14 protein-coding genes and 1 tRNA gene are annotated in these 19,555 nt (G+C 71.9%); 12 read left to right on the forward strand and 3 right to left on the reverse strand.

Annotated elements, in window-relative coordinates; translation table 11 throughout:
• Nucleotides 1-16 precede the first annotated feature (16 nt).
• The gene (locus tag G127AT_RS09445; RefSeq protein WP_210896305.1) at nucleotides 17-277 is read right to left on the reverse strand and encodes a DUF7218 family protein; all 261 of its coding nucleotides are present in this window, start codon (nucleotides 275-277) and stop codon (nucleotides 17-19) included.
• Nucleotides 278-348: 71 nt separating this feature from the next.
• Complete coding sequence (locus G127AT_RS09450) at nucleotides 349-675, reverse strand: DUF7882 family protein (RefSeq protein ID WP_210896307.1); 327 nt, start codon at nucleotides 673-675, stop codon at nucleotides 349-351.
• A gap of 388 nt (nucleotides 676-1,063) precedes the next feature.
• Between G127AT_RS09450 and G127AT_RS09455 the strand changes: the two genes are divergently transcribed.
• The 7 genes from G127AT_RS09455 (at nucleotide 1,064) to G127AT_RS09485 (ending at nucleotide 8,102) form a co-directional block, all read left to right on the forward strand.
• Entirely contained in the window at nucleotides 1,064-2,074 is a 1,011-nt protein-coding gene (locus G127AT_RS09455; RefSeq protein WP_210896309.1) for a LacI family DNA-binding transcriptional regulator, read from the forward strand.
• A 258-nt stretch (nucleotides 2,075-2,332) separates the two neighbouring features.
• Nucleotides 2,333-3,970, forward strand: coding sequence for a glycoside hydrolase family 13 protein (locus tag G127AT_RS09460; protein ID WP_210902018.1), 1,638 nt, complete (start codon nucleotides 2,333-2,335; stop codon nucleotides 3,968-3,970).
• Between the two features lie 82 nt (nucleotides 3,971-4,052).
• On the forward strand, nucleotides 4,053-5,414 hold the full coding sequence (locus G127AT_RS09465) for an ABC transporter substrate-binding protein (RefSeq protein WP_210896311.1): 1,362 nt from the start codon (nucleotides 4,053-4,055) through the stop codon (nucleotides 5,412-5,414).
• Nucleotides 5,415-5,420: 6 nt separating this feature from the next.
• The gene (locus G127AT_RS09470; protein WP_210896312.1) at nucleotides 5,421-6,395 is read left to right on the forward strand and encodes a carbohydrate ABC transporter permease; all 975 of its coding nucleotides are present in this window, start codon (nucleotides 5,421-5,423) and stop codon (nucleotides 6,393-6,395) included.
• A complete protein-coding gene (locus tag G127AT_RS09475; protein ID WP_210896314.1) occupies nucleotides 6,392-7,333 on the forward strand; it encodes a carbohydrate ABC transporter permease in 942 nt (313 codons plus the stop codon). The genes G127AT_RS09470 and G127AT_RS09475 overlap by 4 nt, the downstream gene beginning before the upstream one ends.
• A 139-nt stretch (nucleotides 7,334-7,472) precedes the next feature.
• A tRNA-Arg gene (locus G127AT_RS09480) sits at nucleotides 7,473-7,545 on the forward strand.
• Between the two features lie 326 nt (nucleotides 7,546-7,871).
• Complete coding sequence (locus tag G127AT_RS09485; protein WP_210902235.1) at nucleotides 7,872-8,102, forward strand: hypothetical protein; 231 nt, start codon at nucleotides 7,872-7,874, stop codon at nucleotides 8,100-8,102.
• Nucleotides 8,103-8,210: 108 nt separating this feature from the next.
• Here G127AT_RS09485 and G127AT_RS09490 read toward each other — a convergent pair whose 3' ends face one another.
• Nucleotides 8,211-8,555, reverse strand: coding sequence for an ArsR/SmtB family transcription factor (locus G127AT_RS09490; RefSeq protein ID WP_210896316.1), 345 nt, complete (start codon nucleotides 8,553-8,555; stop codon nucleotides 8,211-8,213).
• An 84-nt stretch (nucleotides 8,556-8,639) separates the two neighbouring features.
• Between G127AT_RS09490 and G127AT_RS09495 the strand changes: the two genes are divergently transcribed.
• The 5 genes from G127AT_RS09495 to G127AT_RS09520 all read left to right on the forward strand — a co-directional run bounded on the left by G127AT_RS09495 (nucleotide 8,640) and on the right by G127AT_RS09520 (nucleotide 19,533).
• Nucleotides 8,640-9,941: an FAD-dependent oxidoreductase gene (locus G127AT_RS09495; protein WP_210896318.1), complete on the forward strand. Its 1,302-nt coding sequence runs from the start codon at nucleotides 8,640-8,642 to the stop codon at nucleotides 9,939-9,941.
• 86 nt (nucleotides 9,942-10,027) lie between these two features.
• Nucleotides 10,028-10,963 (forward strand): hypothetical protein, encoded by a 936-nt coding sequence (locus G127AT_RS09500; RefSeq protein WP_210896320.1) that lies wholly within the window; start codon nucleotides 10,028-10,030, stop codon nucleotides 10,961-10,963.
• Nucleotides 10,849-14,805 (forward strand): Ig-like domain-containing protein, encoded by a 3,957-nt coding sequence (locus G127AT_RS09505; protein ID WP_210896322.1) that lies wholly within the window; start codon nucleotides 10,849-10,851, stop codon nucleotides 14,803-14,805. Before G127AT_RS09500 ends, G127AT_RS09505 begins: the two co-directional genes overlap by 115 nt.
• 1,035 nt (nucleotides 14,806-15,840) lie before the next feature.
• A complete protein-coding gene (locus G127AT_RS09515) occupies nucleotides 15,841-17,883 on the forward strand; it encodes an Ig-like domain-containing protein (protein ID WP_210896323.1) in 2,043 nt (680 codons plus the stop codon).
• A gap of 366 nt (nucleotides 17,884-18,249) precedes the next feature.
• A complete protein-coding gene (locus G127AT_RS09520; RefSeq protein WP_210896325.1) occupies nucleotides 18,250-19,533 on the forward strand; it encodes a hypothetical protein in 1,284 nt (427 codons plus the stop codon).
• Nucleotides 19,534-19,555 lie beyond the last annotated feature (22 nt).

The following is a 19,555-nucleotide window of genomic DNA, read 5'->3' on the forward strand; positions in this document are numbered from 1 at the left end:
GATGCCGCGGGCGCGGTCAGTGCTTGCGCAGCGCCGAGATGATCTCGTCCTTGCGCTTGTGGCTGACGCCGGTGACACCGAGTTCCTTCGCGCGCTTCTTCAGCTCGGGCACGGTCCAGCGGTCGTATGAGCCGGACCGGCCGCCGCGTCGGCCGACGGCGCTACGGCCCTGCTCGGCGGCCGCGTTCGAGATGCGTGCCGCTTTCTCCTTCGACGCGCCCTCTTCGCGGAGGTCCTCGTAGAGCTTCTCGTCCTTCAATTGCGGGGTGCGGGGCATGGGTGCTCCTCTCGCTCGAGAACGGCCAACGCTACGCGCAGCGGCCACGGATCGCGAGGGGGTTGACAGTCCTACTCGCCGTCCTCGAACGGCTCGTCGTGGTCGGGTTCGGGCACGGGCTGCAGACCGGCGGCGGTGTTGGCCTGCAGCATCAGCTGCTGGATCCAGAGCCGGTTCAGCCGCGGCGGCCGGTTGCCGCTGAACACGAACTGCAACGGGATCGCCGGGTGCAGCCAGAGCGTGGTGCGCCCGCTGCCGTGGTCGAGCCCGTGATCCCAGGTCATGGCGAAGCTCTCGCCGCGTCGCAGCTTGCCGAGGATCGCGACGCGGAGGTGCGCGAGGGTGCGGTCGTCGATGTCGAGTTCGCGCGGCGACGAGTTGTAGATCAGCTTCCCCATGTGTGGATGCTATCCGGCACCGCCGGGGTGCGGTCGGATGTGCCCCGGCCCGGTGGTCGAGGAGCTCGCCCGCGGTCGTGTCGGGAGCTTGTGCCGGGGGTCTCGATACGCTCGCTGGCGCTCGCTACTCGACCGGCGTATGCGGTGTCGGGGGTCTCGATACGCTCGCTGGCGCTCGCTACTCGACCGGCGTGCGCGCGGTCGTGTCGAGAGCCGGTGCCGGGGGTCTCGATACGCTCGCTGGCGCTCGCTACTCGACCGGCGTACGCTCGCTGGCGCTCGCTGGCGCTCGCTACTCGACCGGCGTACGCTCGCTGGCGCTCGCACCTCGACCGGCGTAGCTGCGCGAGCCTGTCGGATTCTTGCGCAAGGCCGTACGATATGCAGCATGTCGAAGCGTCTGGCCGATGTCGCCCGCAAGGTCGGCGTGAGCGAGGCGACCGTCAGTCGGGTGCTGAACGGCAAACCGGGCGTGTCGGCATCCACCCGCGATGCGGTGCTGACCGCCCTCGACGTGCTCGGCTACGAGCGCCCGACGAAGCTGCGCGGCGAGCGCGCCCGCCTCGTCGGCCTCGTCATGCCCGAGCTGCAGAACCCGATCTTCCCCGCCTTCGCCGAGGTCATCGGCGGCGGGCTCGCCCAGCGCGGCTACACGCCGGTGTTGTGTATCACGACGGCCGGCGGCATCGCCGAGGCAGAGTACGTCGAGCTGCTGCTGCACCAGCAGGTCTCGGGGGTGATCTTCGCCGGCGGCGCGTATGCACAGGGCGGCGCTTCGCACGCGCACTACGAGCGGCTGCGCGAGCTCGGCCTGCCGACCGTGCTCATCAATGCGGCCGTCGACGGGCTCGGCTTCGCGACCGTGACCTGCGACGACGGGGTGTCGATGGAGCTCGCGCTCGGGCATCTCGCCCAGCTCGGGCACGAGCGGATCGGGCTGCTGCTCGGCCCGGCCGACCACGCCCCCTCGCAGCGCAAGCTCGAGGCGGCCCGGCGGATCGCGGCGGGCCTCGGCGTCGAGCTCGGGCCGGAGCGGATCGAGCACGCCTTCTACTCGCTGGAGTCCGGCCAGACGGCTGCGGCGAAGCTGCTCGCGGCCGGGGGGACGGGCATCGTCGCGGCGAGCGACCCGATGGCGCTCGGCGCGGTGCGGGCCGCGCGGCGGGCGGGGCTCGCGGTGCCCGGCGACGTGTCGGTCATCGGCTACGACGACTCGGCGCTGATGAACTGCACCGAGCCGCCGCTCACGACGATCCGCCAGCCGATCGAGTCGATGGGGCGGATGGTGATCGAGCTGCTGATGCGGCAGATGTCGAGCGCGACGCCGGTGGGCGACGAGCTGTTCTTCGCGCCGGAGCTCGTGGTCCGCGGCTCCTCGGGGCCGGCGCCGGCCGCGTGATCGGCGCCCACGGGCATCCACCCGCCGCCCGGGTGATCGGCGCCCACGGGCATCCACTCGCCTGCCGGTCGTGTGCAAGCGTCTGACGCAACTTCAGCGAAAGAATCGCAAGATTGCGCGTGCTTGTTGAATAGTTGCGTCATTCTGTTGCACTCAATACCTTGAGGCCCACGACGTCGCGGTCCGAACGCGGCGCGCGAGGCCGAGGAGACCGCACCAGTGACCAGCCCGCTCGTGGATGCCGCGCCGCACCCGGCCATGTCCGACGCCGATTGGTGGCGCGACGCCGTCATCTACCAGGTGTACGTGCGCTCCTTCGCGGACTCCGACGGCGACGGCACCGGCGACCTCGAAGGCGTGCGCAGCCGCCTCGGGTACCTGAAGGAGCTCGGCGTCGACGCCCTCTGGTTCACCCCCTGGTACGACTCGCCCTTCGCCGACGGCGGCTACGACGTCGCCGACTACCGCACGATCCACCCCGCCTTCGGTCGGCTCGCCGACGCCGAACGCCTCATCGCCGAAGCGGCCGAGCTCGGCATCCGCACCATCGTCGACATCGTCCCGAACCACGTCAGCGACCGGCACCCCTGGTTCCGGGCGGCGCTGGCCGCAGGCCCCGGCAGCCCCGAACGCGAACGCTTCTGGTTCCGCCCCGGTCGCGGCCCGAACGGCGACGAAGCCCCCACCGACTGGGTCTCCGAGTTCCAGGGCGGCACCTGGACGCGCACGACGAACCCCGACGGCACGCCCGGCGACTGGTACCTGCACGTCTTCGCGCCCGAACAGCCCGACCTCAACTGGAACCACCCCGATGTGCGCCGCGAGCACGAGGAGATCCTGCGCTTCTGGTTCGACCGCGGCGTCGCCGGCGTCCGCATCGACTCGGCCGCGCAGCTCGTGAAGGACCCGGCGCTGCCCGAGGTGCCCGCGCACCCCGGCCCCGGCGAGCACCCCCACGTCGACCGCGACGAACTGCACGACATCTACCGCTCCTGGCGGCGCATCGCCGACGAATACGAGGGCACCCGCGTGCTCGTCGGCGAGGTGTGGCTGCCCGACGCCGAACGCTTCGCCGCCTACCTCCGCCCCGACGAGATGCACACCGCGTTCAACTTCGACTTCATGACGCGCGCCTGGGATGCCGGCGAGCTCCGGGCATCCATCGACCTCATGCTCGCCGCACACGCCCCCGTCGGCGCGCCGGCCACCTGGGTGCTCTCCAACCACGACGTGACCCGACCGGTCACCCGCTACGGCCGCGCCGACTCCGCCTTCGCGTTCGGCACGAAACGCTTCGGCACCCCCACCGATCAGGATCTCGGCACCCGTCGTGCCCGGGCCGCCGCCCTGCTGTCGGCCGCCCTGCCCGGCTCGCTGTACCTCTACCAGGGCGATGAGCTCGGCCTGCCCGAAGTCGAGCTGCCCCGCGAGCTGCTGCAGGATCCCATGCACGTCCGCAGCGGCGGCGTCGACCCCGGGCGCGACGGATGCCGGGTCCCGCTGCCCTGGCGCGGCACCCGCCCCCCGTTCGACTTCGGGCCGGGGCAGGGTGAGCCGTGGCTGCCGCAACCGGCCGACTGGGCCGGGCTCACCGTCGAGGCCGAGGAAGCCGACCCGTCGTCGATGCTCTGGCTGTACCGTCAGGCGCTCCGGCTGCGCCGGCGCGAACTCGTCGGCGGGGTCGGCGTGCTCGGCCGGGCGGCGCGCGACGCCTTCGCGTGGGCGGATGCCGGCGACGGCATCCTCGCCTTCACGCGCGGCCCGCACTTCACGAACCTCTCCAACCTCTCCGGGCGGCCCGTCGAACTGCCGCCCCACACCCGCATCCTGCTGTCGAGCTCGCCGCTCGAGCACGGGATGCTCCCCCCGGACTCCACGGTCTGGCTTCGCACCTGAGGCCGCCGTCGAGACCGCGACCCCGTCGCGGCGCACCACATCCAGCACATCCAGCACACACAGCTCCGAAAGGAACGGGACGATGAAGTCACCAGGAAAGGCCGTGATCGCCGGCATCGCCGCGATCGCGATGGCGGGCGCATTCGCCGGCTGCTCCGCCGGCGCCGACGCCTCCGGCAAGGTCGAACTGCGGGTCGGGACCTTCCCGCCCGGCGCCGACGCGGCCGCCTACGAAGCCTTCGAGGCGCAGGAGAAGCAGTTCGAGGAGGATCACCCCGACATCGACGTGATCGGGCTCGAATACGAGTGGGAGGGGCCGACCTTCGCCGTGCAGCTGGCCGGCGGCAGCCTGCCCGACGTGTTCACGGTGCCCTTCACCGACTCGAAGACGCTCCTCGAGAACGGCCAGCTCATGGACGTCACCGATGAGATCGACGAGCTCGGCTACACCGACAGCTTCAATCCCGTCATCCTCGACGGCGTCACCGACGCCGACGGCCGCATCTACGGCTTCCCGCGCCAGGCCTACGCGATGGGCCTGCACTACAACCGCGACCTGTTCGAGCAGGCCGGCCTCGACCCCGACGACCCGCCGCAGACGTGGGACGAGGTGCGGGCCGCAGCGAAGCAGATCGCCGAGAAGACCGGCAAAGCCGGCTACGCGCAGATGGCGATCAACAACACCGGCGGCTGGCAGCTGACCGCCGCCACCGCGGCGCGCGGCGGAAGCATCCAGACCGACGACGGCGACGGCGGCTACGAGGCGACGCTCGACAACGACGGCACGAAGGCCGCCCTGCAGTTCCTGCACGACGTGCGCTGGGAGGACAACGCGTTCGGCGCGAAGTTCGACCTCGACTGGGGCACCATCAACCAGGAGTTCGCCGCCGGCAACCTCGGCATGTACACCTCGGGCTCCGACGTGTACACGGCCCTCGTGCGCGACTTCGGCATGAAGCCCGAGCAGTACGGCCTCACCGTCATCCCCCTCGACGGCGACGAGGCCGGCACGCTCGGCGGCGGCGACATCGCCGTCATCAGCCCGAGCGTCGACGATGCGACGAAGGCAGCAGCCGTCGAGTGGATCGACTGGTACTACATGCAGAAGCTCCTCGACGAGGATGCGGCCAAGCTCGACGCGAAGACCCTCGCCGACTCCGACCAGGCCGTCGGCACGCCGCTGCTGCCGGTGCTGAGCCGGGAGCTCTACGAGGAGTCGCTCGTCTGGATCGAGGAGTACATCAACGTGCCCCGCGATCAGATGACGCCGTTCATCGACCGGATCTGGGAGCAGACCCCCGTCGGCGAGCCGAAGGGCAAGACGCAGGAGGTCTACGCCCTCCTCGACCCCGTCGTGCAGGCCGTGCTCACCGACCGGAACGCCGACATCGACGCCCTCCTCGCGCAGGCCGACGCCGACGCGCAGGCACTGCTCGACCAGTAAGCAGCCATGTCGACCGTCACCGAAACGGCGGCGGAGGCGGGGGTGGATGCCGTGAGCGCGGCATCCACCCCGGCACCGCGGCCGAGGCGCACCCCGCGCACCTGGCTGCGCGGGGGCGGCCTGTCGAACCTCGTGTTCGCCCTGCCCATGCTCGTCGTCTTCAGCCTGTTCAGCTGGTCGCCGATCGTGCAGTCCGTCGTGATGAGCCTGCAGAAGACGAACCTCGTCACCGATCCGCAGTTCGTCGGCCTCGACAACTTCGCGAACGTGCTCGCCGACCCGCTGCTCGGCAAGGCCGTGCTGAACACGCTCGCCTTCGCCGGCCTCGCCCTGCTCATGGGCTTCCCGCTCCCGTTGTTCATGGCGGTGCTCATGAGCGAGGTCAAGCGCATGAAGGGGCTGTACTCGGCGCTCGCCTACCTGCCGGTCGTCGTGCCGCCGGTCGTCGCGGTGCTGCTGTGGAAGGTGTTCTACGACGCGAGCCCCACCGGCGTCTTCAACACGGTGCTCGGCTGGGTCGGCATCCCGCCGCAGCCGTGGCTGCAATCGCCGGCGAGCGCCATGCCCTCCCTCGTGCTCGAGGCGACCTGGGCGGCCGCGGGCGGATCCATCATCATCTATCTCGCAGCCCTGCTCGCGGTGCCGCCGGAGCTGTACGACGCCGCCGAGGTCGACGGGGCCTCGATCTGGAAGAAGGTGTGGCACGTCACGCTGCCGCAGCTGCGCGGCATCCTCTTCATCATGCTCATCCTGCAGATCATCGCGACCGCGCAGGTGTTCCTCGAACCGTTCCTGTTCACCGGCGGCGGCCCGAACAATGCGACCGTGACGGTGCTGCTGCTCATCTACCGGTACGCGTTCCAGAACTCGCTCGGCGGCAACTACGGCGAGGCGACCGCCCTGTCGGTGATGCTCGCGATCGTGCTCGCCCTGCTCAGCTGGGCCTACTTCAAACTCACCGACCGTTGGAGCACGACATGAGCGCCGCCGCCCGCCCGGCCCGCCGCGCCCGCCGGGCCCGGCCCGAGGATGCGGCCGCCGACCGCGGCATCGTCAGCGACTTCGACCGGCGCCGCCCCGGCATCCGCTCGGGCATGGGGTTCGTGCACGTCTTCCTGCTCGGCGGCCTCGTCGTCGCCGGCCTCGGGCCGATCCTGTGGCTCGCGAAGGCCGCCGTCACCCCGACGCAGGACACGCTGCGGGAGCCGTTCGCACTCTGGCCGAACGGGATCGACTGGGCGAACCTCTCGCAGGCGTGGAACGACATCCACATCGACCAGTACTTCTGGAACACGCTCGTCATCGCCGCCGGCGCCTGGTTCTTCCAGTTGCTGGTCGCCACCACCGGCGGGTACGTGCTGTCGGTGCTGAAACCGGCCTACGGGCGGGTGCTGAACGCGCTCGTGCTGGCGACCCTGTTCATCCCGTCGGTCGTGCTGCTCGTACCTCTTTATATGACGATCGTGAACCCGCCGTTCTTCGGCCGCGACTTCTCGCTGCTGAACAACTACGCCGCCGTGTGGTTGCCGATGGCGGCGAACGCGTTCAACATCCTGCTCGTGCGGCGCTTCTTCGACAATCTGCCGCGGGAGGTGTTCGAGGCGGCGCGCGTCGACGGCGCCGGGCCGTTCCGCCTGTTCTGGTCGGTGGTGCTGCCGATGTCGCGGCCCATCCTCGGCGTCGTGTCGGTGTTCGCGATCATCGCCGCCTGGAAGGACTACCTGTGGCCGATGCTCGTGCTGCCCGACCCTGCGGTGCAGCCGCTGTCGGTACGGCTGCCGGCCGTACAGTCGCAGACCGAGCTCGACGTGTTCCTCGCGGCGCTGGCGATCGCGACGATCATCCCGATCGCGCTGTTCCTCGTGTTCCAGAGCGTGTTCCTGCGCTCGGCGGGGCTCGGCGGGGCGGTGAAGGGCTGATGCCGCGCGGGGTGGATGCCGGGCTGCGGCCCATGTGCCTGTGCGGTGGATGCCGGGGCGCGGCCCCGATTGGCGCCCGGCGTCGCGGTGGGATAGAGTATCGGGGTTGCCTGATGCGGATTCCGCAGGGGTGATACCAGCGCCCGTAGCTCAACGGATAGAGCATCTGACTACGGATCAGAAGGTTGGGGGTTCGAATCCCTCCGGGCGCACATCGCGTTCACCGCAACGAGAACTGTGTTGAGACAGTAGCCGAATGGCCCGCCGTGTGCGGGCCATTCGCGTATCCGGCGCCGGGCGCCCCCGCGCGGGCTCGCCGCTGTCTCGCTCCGCTCCGCGCCGGCCCGCCGTGCGCCGGGATTCCCCGACTCGGTGAGGCTCCTACCCTCATCCCCGCAGGTGAGTGGACAGGAATGCAGGGTGCGAGGGCCTCCGCACCCTGCATTCCTGTCCACTCACCCGGGGCGGCCGCGCGGCCGGCGCCGCTCAGGGGTGGCGAGGAAGAGGCGGCGGTGTGCCCGGTGCTAGCATTCGCAGCATGCCCGACCCTTGGATGTCCGGAATGCTCTTCGCCCTGTGGCTGACGGTGGCGATCCTCGCCGGCGGTTTCGCCAGGACCAGGAATCGGTCGGCGTGGACGTGGTTCGTCTTGACGCTGGTCCTCGGCCCGATCGCCGCGTACCTCCTGGTCGTGTGGCCCGTAGTCGGGCAGCCGGCCGCGCCCGCGCCGCGCCGGCCCGCCGCGCGCCAGGATTCCCCCGCCCGCTGAGGTTCCTGCCCTCATCCCGCAGGTGAGTGGACAGGAATGCAGGGTGCGAGGGCCTCCGCACCCTGCATTCCTGTCCACTCACCCGGGTGGCCGCCCGGCCGGAACCGCTCAGGGGGTGGCGAGGAAGGCGGTGATGCGGTCGAGGGCGCCGGGGGCGAGGGCGTAGTAGGCCCAGGTGCCGCGCTTGGAGCGGGTGAGGAAGCCGGCCTGGGTGAGGATCTTCAGGTGGTGCGACACCGTGGGCTGGCTGAGGCCGACGGGTGCGGTGAGGTCGCAGACGCACGCCTCCTGCCCGTCGCTGGCGGCGACGATCGAGAGCAGGCGCAGCCGGGTGGGGTCGGCGAGGGCACGCAGGGCGCCGGCGAGCTGCTCGGCGTCGGCCGCCCCCAGCGGTTCGCGGAGGAGCGGGGCGCAACAGGCGGCGCCGACGTCGGTGACCTCGAGCGTTCTCATGCATCGATGGTATTCGATATTGACAAGCTTCGATAGATGCGATTCGATCCATACATCGAAGTTCTTCAATACGTGGAGGCCAGCATGACGCTCGTCGAACTCACCCCCAGGCCGTCCGACCGCCTCGCGACGCTGCCGGTGGTCATCATCGGCGCCGGCCCGATCGGGCTCGCCGCCGCCGCGAATCTGGTCGAGCGCGGCATCGACTTCACCGTGCTCGAAGCCGGCGACGACATCGCCGACAGCATGCGCGCCTGGGGCCACACCCGGCTGTTCTCGCCGTGGAAGCACCTCGTCGACCCGGCATCCACCCGCCTCCTCGAAGCCGCCGGCTGGCAGGTGCCGAGCCCCGAACGCGCCCCCACCGGCACCGAACTGCGCGAGGGGTACCTCGCCCCGCTCGCCGCCCTCGACACGATCGCCGGGCGCATCCGCACCGGCACCGAGGTCGTCGGCGTCGCCCGCGAGGGCATGGACCGCACCCGCACCGCAGGCCGTGACCGAACCCCGTTCCTCGTGCGTATCCGCACCGCCGACGGCCTCGACGAGATCCCGGCCCGCGCCGTCATCGACGCCTCCGGCACCTACCGCAGCCCGAACCCGCTCGGTTCGGCCGGCCTCGAACCGCTCGGCCGGGCCGAGATCGAAGACCTCGCAGAACCCGCCCTGCCCGATGTGCTGGGCGTGGATCGCGCCCGCTTCGCCGGGCGGCACACGACCGTCGTCGGCGCCGGCCACTCCGCCGCGAACACGCTGCTCGCGCTCGTCCAGCTCGCCCGCGAGGCGCCCGGCACCCGCGTCGCCTGGCTCATCCGCAACGCGAGCGCGGTGCGCGTCTCCTCCTCCGACGACGACGGGCTGCCGGGCCGCGCGAGCCTCGGCGCCCGCGTCGAAGCGGCCGTGCGCCGCGGCGACATCGACGTCGTCGACCGGTTCGAGATCGAGCGGGTCCGGCGAGTGGATGCCGGTGCGCGCCTCATCGGCCGCCGCGCCGGCCGGGCGGCAGCCCACGACACCGACCGCATCGTCAATGCGACCGGGTTCCGCCCCGAGCTCGCGATGCTCCGCGAGATCCGCCTCGAGCTCGACGAGGTCGTCGAAGCCCCCGCGCGCCTCGCGCCGCTCATCGACCCCAACCTGCACTCGTGCGGAACCGTCGCCCCGCACGGTTTCGCCGAGCTCCGGCATCCCGAACCCGGCTTCTTCATCGTCGGCATGAAGTCGTACGGCCGCGCCCCCACCTTCCTGCTGAAGACCGGCTACGAGCAGGTGCGCTCGGTGACCGCCTGGCTGGGCGGCGACCTCGGCGCCGCGACGAACGTCGAGCTCGAGCTGCCCGCGACCGGCGTCTGCTCGACCTCGGGGGGCGCCGGCTGCTGCCGCTGACGGCGCGCCGCCTCAGCCCCTGGTGGGCGGATGCCGGAGGGCACTAGGGTGTGCCCTGACCGTTCTCTCGGGGGAGGCTGACCGGCATGGGTGGATCCGCGCACGGGGTGGAAGGCCGCACGACGAAGTGGAGCTCGCGCTGGCGTGCCTGGGCGGCCGCGGTCACGAGCATCGCGCTGGCCGTGCCGGCGACGCTCGTCATCGCGGCGCCCGCGCAGGCGCTCGAAACCGTCGAGATGGTCTTCACCGCGGACGGCACGTGGACCGTGCCGGCGGGGATCTCGAGCGTGGATGTGGCGGTGCAGGGCGGCGGCGGCGGTTCCGGCGGGCTGAACGCCGGTGCTCCCGGGCATGGAGCCCTCGTCACGGCAACGCTCTCGGTGTCGGGCGGCCAGGTGCTGGACGTGGTCGTCGGTGCCCAGGGCGGCGTCGCCGCCGCGGGCGCGGCGGGCGCAGGCGGAGGCGGCTATGCCTCGGGCGGTGCCGGGGGAGAGCAGCGCGAGAGCAACATCGGCACCCTGGGCGGCGGAGGCGGCGGCGGCGGCGGATCGTCCGCCGTCCTGGTCGACGGTGTGGCGGCGGTCATCGCCGGCGGCGGCGGCGGTTCGGGGGCTCGGGCGGCAACAACGGTACGAACTGCGCGGGCGGGGCAGGCGGAAACGCCGGGTCCGCCGGCGGGTCGTCCGCCGGCGGGGTGTGCTCCTCGCAGAGCGGAGGCGCGGCCGGAGCAGCGGCCGCGAGCGGCGGGCGGACCGGCGCCTCGGCGGGCGGAACCGCCCCGGTATACACGCGCGGCGGCGCCGGCGGCGGCGGCGGCGGGGACGGCTTCGGCGGTGCCGCGAGCTCGGGCGCGGCATTCGGCGCCGGAGGCGGAGGCGGCGGCGGAGGTGCCAGCAGCGGCGGCGACGTGGCCCTCGCGGCGACGATCGGTCACGGTGTCGTCACGATCACCTTCCAGGCATTCGAGACGACGACCGCGGTCGTGCTCGACGACTCGACGATCCCGTACGGCGGCACGCTGAGCGGTACGGTCACGGTCACCTCGGATGACGGTGCGAATGCCCCGACGGGGAGCGTCACGGTGTTCGGCGCGGGGTTCACGATCACTGTGGATCTCGTGCCCGGCCCGGCCGGAGTGTCGACGGGGACCTTCGAGGATGTCGCCCCCGACCCGGCTCAGGCGGTAGGAGGCCCCTACACCGTGGAGGCGAGTTACTCGCAGACGGGGGCGCACGGCGAGAGCTCCGGCAGTACCGAGTACACCGTCGAGCAGGCATCCACCACGACGATCGTCGAGCCGAGCGCCCCGGAGTTCTCGTTCGGAACCGAGGTCGGCGGCACGATCGAGCTCGAAACGGATTCCGCGACCCTGCCGACCGGGACCCTCGTCGTGACCCTCCTGAGCGGAGGCACTCCGGCGGCGACGCAGACCATCAGGCCGGTCTCCGCATCCAACGCTTTCGCGTTCGAACCGCCCATCGACACCGGCGAGTACACGGTGCATGCGGCCTTCGCCCCCGACTCGGGGAACTTCGCCGGCTCGAGCGGCACCGCCGCGATCGAGGTCGTGACGGCCACCGACACGGAGGTCGCTCTCGCCCTCGACGACCCGGAGGTCACCTGGAACGAGTCGTTCACGGGCACGATCACCGTGTCGGCCGGCGGCGCACTGTACGACGCCGCGGCGACGGCGGTCCATCTGGTCATCGACGGTTCGGCGTACGAGGTGACGCGCAGCGGCGTCGGCACTTATACCTTCGACGTCGCGTTGCCGGTGGGTCAGTACCTCCTCCAGGCGACCTTCGACGGCGACGCGAACGCCTCGGACGGCGTATCGGATTCCCTCGACGGCGAGGTCGTGCGAGCGTCGTCGGAGACCGTCGCGACCGTGTCGCCGACCGTGGCGGAGAACTATCCGGTGCCCGTGACCGGTGAGGTCACCGTCCACTCGGATGCCGGCAGTGCGTCGGGCGACGCGCAGTTGTTCGTGTTCGACGCGGCCGGGGAGCCCGTCGGCGCGCCGGTCGACGGCGAGGTCGTCGACGGGCAGGTGTCGTTCGAGATCCCGGCCGGCCTCGAAGCCGGGGACTACACGGTGCAGATCGTCTACGCGGGCACCGCCGACGTCGCCGGGTCGGCGAGCAGCCGTATGCCGTTCGAAGTCGTCGCCACGGCGGTGGCGTTCGACATCGACATCGCCGCCGGCCTCATCTTCAACGACCCGGTGAGCGGCACCGTCACACTGACGCTCCAGGGGCTCGCGACCGGCGACCCCGAAGGAACGGGATCGCTCACGATCACGGGCCCCGGCGGCCCCTACACCATCGACGGCCTCGATTACGTCGGTCAGGGTGACGGAACGGCCGTGGCCACGATTCCCACGGATCCGGCCGTGATCCTCGTACCCGGCAGCTATCACGCCGTCGCGGCCTACGATGGGCGCGACACCACCGTCCCGGCCAACACCAGCACGTCACAGCCGTTCACCGTCGCGAAGGCGGCGACGGAGACGAGCGGGCTCACCCTGCCGACGGATCCGACGTATGGCACCGATGTGATCGCGTCGGTGACCGTCACGAACGTTTCGGGGACCGCGGCCGGCCCCGGCGGGCCGGTGGTGTTCACCTTCGCACCGGAGACGGGCACCCCGATCACCGTGACGGGGCAGTTGAACGCAGCCGGCGTCGCTGTGTCGGACGCGGTGCGACTGGCCGCCGGCAACTATGAGGTGACGGCGGTCTACGCGGAGAACGGCGAGTTCCTCGGATCGAGCACGGGCCCTGTCGAGCTCGTCGTCGTGCAGGCGACCTCGAACGTCACGGTCGCCGCGACTCCGTCGAGCGTGGAGTGGAGCGGCAGCCCGACGCTCGAGGGGCTGGTCACGACCGATCCGTCCGGTATCTACCTGGCGCAGACGGACGGGGTGACGATCGCGGTCACCGGGCCCGTCACGGTTGCGCCCTTCACCGTGGACGTGGCCGATGACGGCACGTTCTCGGCCACGCCCGTCGCGCAGACGTTCCCGGTCGGCAGCTACTCCGTCACCGCCACCTACCGCGGTACCGGGGATATCGCCGGATCGAGTACGCAGCAGGCATCCGCCTTCGACGTTCTGCCCGCGCCCACCACGACGACGATATCGCCGGACGCAACGAGCTTCCCGTACGGCAGCGCCGTCACCGGACGCGTGAACGTGGCGGCCCAGGCTTCCGGAGTCGTTCCTCCGGTGGACGGGCACGCCGACGTCACGATCTCGGGCAACGGGATCCCGCCGGTCACGGTCCGGGTCTTCTCGGAAGGCCCCGGGGTCGCATCCTTCACGATCCCGGTGCAGAGTCCACCGTTGCCTCGGGGTGAGTACACGCTCGTCGCGACGTTCGCGGACTCGCAGAACTACGGGTCCTCGACCTCTGCGGAATCGACGATCACCATCGGCGCAGCCCCGACCGAGACCCTGATCACCTCGGTCGATCCGGACCCGGTCGACTACCCCCATTCCACACTCGTCGACGTCACGATCACCGCGCCGGACAGTGCGGTTCCGCCGTCGGGCGGCGAACTCGTGCTGCGCATCGGCACGGATGTCGTCCGAGTGGATGCCGGGACGGGGACGCCGACGGGCCACACGCTCGTCTTCGAGGACATCGTTCTTCCGACCGAAATCGCCGGCGCCGGCTCATGGCAGGTGACGGCGACGTACGAGCCGTCGGAGGGCTCGGACTTCGAGGGCTCCGAGGATGTGACGAACGTCGTCGTGAGCCCGGCGCCGACGACGACGACGCTGAACCTCGACCGGTCCGCGTATTTCGAGGGCCAGCTCGCCGAGGCCGACGGCCGCACGACGTCCGAAGCGCCTCTCGACCTCGACATCCCGGACGGATCCGAGGTGACGGTCGCGGTCTTCACCGTCGACGACACCGAGTACGAGAACCCGCTTCTCATCGAATACGTCGAGACGACGAGCGAGGGCGATGTGACGGGTCTCTTCGCGGCCGGACTCGACCTCGCGGGCCTCGCACCCGGCGACTACGTCGCCGTCGCACGCTTCACCGGTGCCCCGAACGTGAATTTCGCCCGGTCGGTGTCGGACCGTGTCGCATTCACGATCATCCCGTCGTTCACCACGACCACGACCGTGACGGCCGACGCCTCGGTCGTGTGGGGGCAGCCGATCGGCGCACGCGGCGAGGTCGTCGGCGAAGAGGGGACGCCGCAGGGCACGATGGTGTTCCGGCTGGTGGATGCCGCGGGCGATGTCGTCTACACCTTCCCCGCCGTGCCCGTGGTCGACGGCGACACCGGTCAGCTCACGCTCGTGCCCGACTGGAGCCTGGTGCCGCCGGGCGAGTACACGCTGACCGGCGAGTACGTGCCGGAGCCGCGCTCCGTGTGGGCGGGTTCGAGCGGCGAGGCGCCGGTCGCGGTCGTCGGGTGCGCGTCGCAGACGGTGCTCACGATCGACCCGAACCGCACCCGCGAGGGCGCGACGGTCACCGCGACCGCCGAGGTCACCGGCATCACGCCGGGTTGCACGGCCTCGCCCGAGGGCGGCACCGTCGAGTTCTTCCTCGACGGCGAGTCGATCGGCACGTCGACGGTGAACTCGCCGGCGGTGCTCGACTTCGAGGCCCCGGCCCCCGGCACCTACGAGGTCACCGCGCGCTTCCTCGGCACGACGGGCCTGGGCGCGAGCGCCTCGCTGCCGGTCGAGCTCGTCGTGATCGCCGCGCCGACGCCCGGCCCGACGCCGGGTCCGCTGCCAGGCACGGGCGTCGATCCGCTCGGCACGATCCTCGGCGCCGGCGTGCTGTTCCTCGGCGGCCTCGCCCTCGTGCTCGTCCGCCGGCGCCGCCGGCTCGGCTGAGCCCCGCCCCGCCGTGCCGGCATCCGCGAGTGGATGCCGGCACGGCGCTAGCCTGCAGGCACACCGTTCGGGGGAGGCCGGCCGCATGACGACACCAGTACGCACCGGCCGCCCGCCGCGGAAGCATCGCCGCCACGGCATCGCCGCAGCCCTCCTGAGCCTCGCACTCGCCGCACCGGCCGCCCTCGTCGTCGCCGAACCGGCCCAGGCGGCGACGCAGACGATCACCTTCGAGGAAGGGACCTCCGAGCGCTGGAGGGTGCCTTCCGGTGTCACGAGCCTCTCCGTGCTCGTCCGGGGAGCCGGCGGCGGTGCCGGCGGCTCGGTGGGAACCGGCAGCGGAGGTGCCGGTGGCTTCGGGGCCGAGATCTCCGGTGCCGTGTCCGCCACGCCCGGGAGTCTCGTTCTGGTGCAGGTCGGTCGGACGGGTGATGATGGGCGTGAAGGGGGTCTGGGAGGAGTCGGCGGCAGCGGCTCGCCGCGAGCGGGCTGGGGTGCAGCGGCAGGAAGCGGTGCTCCCCGCTGAACGGCGGCGGCGGGGGCGGGGGAGCGACCCGTCTCGTCTCCGGATCCACGGATGTCCGCGCCGGCGGTGGCGGTGGCGGCGGCGGGGCAGGAGGTGCCGGCGGAGTCTGCGACGGCGGTACCGGCGGTAACGGCGGCGCCACCCCGACGGGCGGAGGGTCCTCCGGCAGCGAGCTCCTGTGCGGCGTCGTCGCCGGCGGAGCGGCGGGCGCGGACCCTGATGCCGACGGAGTCAACGGGACGCCGAGCGAAGACGGGTTCATCCCGAACGGGGGCTCCGGCGGCGGAGGCGGCGGTGGCGGCGTCGGCGGCGCAGCGTCGAATGCCAATACCGGCGGCGGGGGTGGCGGCGGCGGTGCGAGCAGGGTTCCCGCGGGCGCGCAGATCCAGACGGCGCTCAGCCGCACCGCCCTCATCACGATCACCTATGAGGCCCCCGCGCCGACGACGACGGCCGTGCGGGTTCCGCCGAGCAGCGCCTTCGGCTTCGACACCGTCGGAGAGGGTGACGTGACGAGCGGGGAAGCCGGCCCGGTCGACGGCACGGCGACGCTCCGCGTGTACCGGGCCGGCGAGGACACGGTCTTGCTCACCATCGGCGACATTCCCGTCACAGCCGGGGACGTGGAGTTCACCATCCCGGGCGGCGAGTTGCAGACGGGAGCCTACGAGGTCGCGCTCGCCTTCGACGGCACTGACGAACTCGCATCGTCGATGAGCGAGCGGGTTCCGCTCGAAGTCGTCGCCTCGACCGTGACCTTCGCGTCCAGCGACCTCGACTCCGTCTACGACGACCGAACCTCGGGTACGATCACCGTGACGTTGGTGTCGACGACCTTCGCCCTCGACCCCGAGGGGCCCGGCAGCGTGACGCTCTACCGACCGGTCGGGGCGGACTACGAGCGCGTCGACGGACCCATTCCGCTCGCGTTCACCGCCGTCGAACCCGGCGGAACCGGCCAGGCTGCGGCATCGTTCACGAGCAACCTGAGCCTGCCCGTCGGCGACTATGTCGCTCAGGCCGTCTTCGACGGTGCGGGCGGCGTCAGCGGGAACACGAGCGGCATCATCCGCTTCGCCGTGACTCAGGCGGAGAGCGCCACGACCGTCACGGCAGCCCCGTCGAGCGGGCCGTACCCGGGGCCGGTGACCTTCACGGCGACCGTGGCGAACGACTCGGGAACGGCTGCGGTGCCGGACGGGACCGTGGACTTCTCGGTCGACGGCGTGCTCGTCGGCAGCGCGCCCCTCGTCGACGGTGTCGCCGAATGGACCGCATCCGACGTCGGCGCCGGCGACCACATCGTCTCGGCCGCGTACTCCGGCAGCAGCGGCTTCGCGGCATCCACCGGGCAGGCACCGTTCTCCTTCACGCCCGCCGAGGTCGAGGTCACCGTGACCCCGTCCACCGGCGAGTGGCCGTACGGCATCGGAGTCACGGGGACCGTTTCGGTCGACCCGACCGGCACCGCGCCGCCGCCGAGCCAGGGCACCGTCGACGTGACGCTCACCTCGACCCTGCCGCCCGATCGGACCATGACCGTCACCGACATCCCCGTGCAGGGCGGCATCGCGGACTTCGGGTTCCCGGCCGGCATCGTTCCGCAGACCGTCGGGGGCTACACGATCACGGCCGAATACTCCGGCGGCCCCGATTACGAACCCGCGGTCACGACCAGAGGGGCTCCGATCGCCGTCGTCCTGGCGCACACCTCCCTCGTCATCGACGCCCTCGAGCCGGCCCCCGTGCCCTACGGCGAGGGCGGCCTCGCGACCGTCACCATCCGCAACGACGACTCGCCGCTGCCGGTGCAGGAGGGCCGCATCGTCATCCTCGTGGACGGCATGCCCGCCCCCGGCGCCGAAGCCGAGGTGTTCGGCGGCGCCGTCTCGGGCAACGCCGTCACCGTCTCGGGCATCCCCGTGCCGATGGCCGGGTTCGCACCGGGCGAGCACGAACTCACCGCTGCATACGTGCCGGCGACGACCCCGCGACCGCCGGACCTGCCGCGGGTGCCGAACTTCTCCGCCTCGGTGAGCCCGCCGTTCACGGTGACGGTCGACCCGGCCCCGACGGTCACGACGGTGACCGCCGACCCCGCCGTCACCCGCGGGCAGCCCATCGGCGCGAGCGCGGCGGTCACCGCCGGCGGCGGCGTGCCCGAGGGCACGATCGTGTTCCGGCTCGTGGATGCCGCGGGCACCGTCGTCCACGAGTTCCCCGCCGCGGAGCTCGTCGCCGGCGAGACCGGCCTCCTCTCGCTCACCCCCGACTGGAGCCGCATCCCGACCGGCGACTACACCCTCACCGCGACGTTCACCGCAACACCCGGAACCGAGTGGGGCGCCTCGGAGGGGGCCGCGCCCGTCACGGTCGTCGCGCCGACACCGGGCCCGACGCCCGGCCCGACCCCCGGCCCGAAGCCCGGGCCGACGCCTTCGCCGGGCCCGCTGCCCGGCACGGGAGCGGATGCGGCCGGCCCGGCGCTCGCCGGCGGGCTGCTCCTCCTCGGCGGGCTCGCGCTCCTGCTGCGCCGGCGGCGCGCGGGCTGAGCCGACGACCGAAGGTGCCGCGGCATCCACCCGCGGAACGCTCCGAAACCCGCAGATCCTGCGAATCAGCCGAGGAGTCCGTCGTATTTCGTCGCCTCGATGGAAGGGCGTCGCCGGTGCCCGCTATGCTTCCGCTGAAAACTCACGCGGAACAGGGGAAATATGCGGGATACGAGGTTTCAGACGGATGGGGGCGATGGGCGGCCGCCGGGGAGTCGCCGTGAGCTCGGCTTCGAATCGAACCATCCTGCGCGTCTGCCAGGATGGTTTTCGCTTTTCCGGGGTGGATCGGCGGCCCGGGGCGCGCCGGCCGTTCCCGGCGTCCGCGACGCGCTGGCAGGCCGGGCGATCGTCGCGATCCGGCACGTGCTGACGCTCGTCATCGGCGCGAGCTTCGTGGTGACGGCGATCGGTGTCGCGACCGTCGCCGCCGACGCCCTCGGCGAGCGTGCCGTCGCCGCGGCCCCGGTCGTCGGCGTCATCGCGGGAGTGCTGGCCACGGCCCTGCTCGCGATCGCATCGGCGGCGCCGGGCCGGGGGATCGGTGATCCCGGCATCCACCCCCTCGTCGCGCTCGGCGCGCGCGGCCGTGCGATGCTGAACGGCGCCCTCTGGGGCGGTCTCATCGTCGCCGGGGTGCGCTTCTCGGCACCCGCCTTCGAACCGCTGCCCGGTGGCGCGACGCTCACCGCGGTGCTCCTCGGCACAGGCCTGGCGACCGGGATGTATCGCCTGCACCGCGACGCATCCGCCCATGGCGCCTATCGCACCTTCAATCTCGTCGCGATGGTGCTCGCGAGCGGTTCGGTCGCCGCGATGGGCGCGACCGGCACCGGCGCCTGGTGGGAGCTGAACTTCTCGACGCTCGGCACGAGCGACGACCTCGCCGCCGCCTGCTTCAACGTCGCGATCATCGCCGCGGGCGCCGGCATGGTGCTGATGGCGGGGCGGCTGAGCGCGGGTCTCGCCCGGGTGCGTTTCGGTACCCGACGTGGGGCGCTCACCATCGTGCGGGTCGGCATCTCGCTCCTCGGCGGCAGCCTCATGGGCGTCGGCTTCGTGCCGATCGACACCGACACCGACCTCCACAACCTCTTCGCCTGCGGCTCGGCCGGCGCGTTCGCGGTGCTCTCGCTCGGCGTGCAGCTGTGGGCCCGGCGGATGCCCCGCAGCCTCATCGTCATCTCGTACGCGTTCTTCGCGACCGAGGCGGCCGCCATGGTGCTCTACGACCGCGTCGGTCTGTTCAATCTGACGGTGTTCGAGATCGTCGCGTTCTCGCTCGTCGTCGCCTGGCTGATCGCGCTGCTGGTGTGCACGACGGGCGATTCGGGTGCGGATGCCGCGAGGACCCCCGCCGCCGAAGGCGCTGCCGCACCCGCGGGGCGCGCATCGCGCATCGTGCCCGTGCCCGCGCTCCTCGGGGCCGCCGGTCGCTTCGCGGACGCAGCCGCGGCCGTACGCGGCGACCCGCTGTTCGCCCCGGCGGCGCTCGCATCGTCCGGGTTCGCCCCGTTCGCGCCGGGGCGCCGGCATCCGTCCTCTTCGCGAAGACCGCAGCGAGGCCGCCCGGCCGATGCGCGCGTCGAGGACGAACCGCCCGACGGCTGCGCCGCGCGGCCCCTGGCGGTGCCCGCGCTCGCGACGTAGCCTCGAAACGGCGCCGTCGGCG

The organism is Agromyces archimandritae, assembly GCF_018024495.1.
Classification (GTDB): domain Bacteria; phylum Actinomycetota; class Actinomycetes; order Actinomycetales; family Microbacteriaceae; genus Agromyces; species Agromyces archimandritae.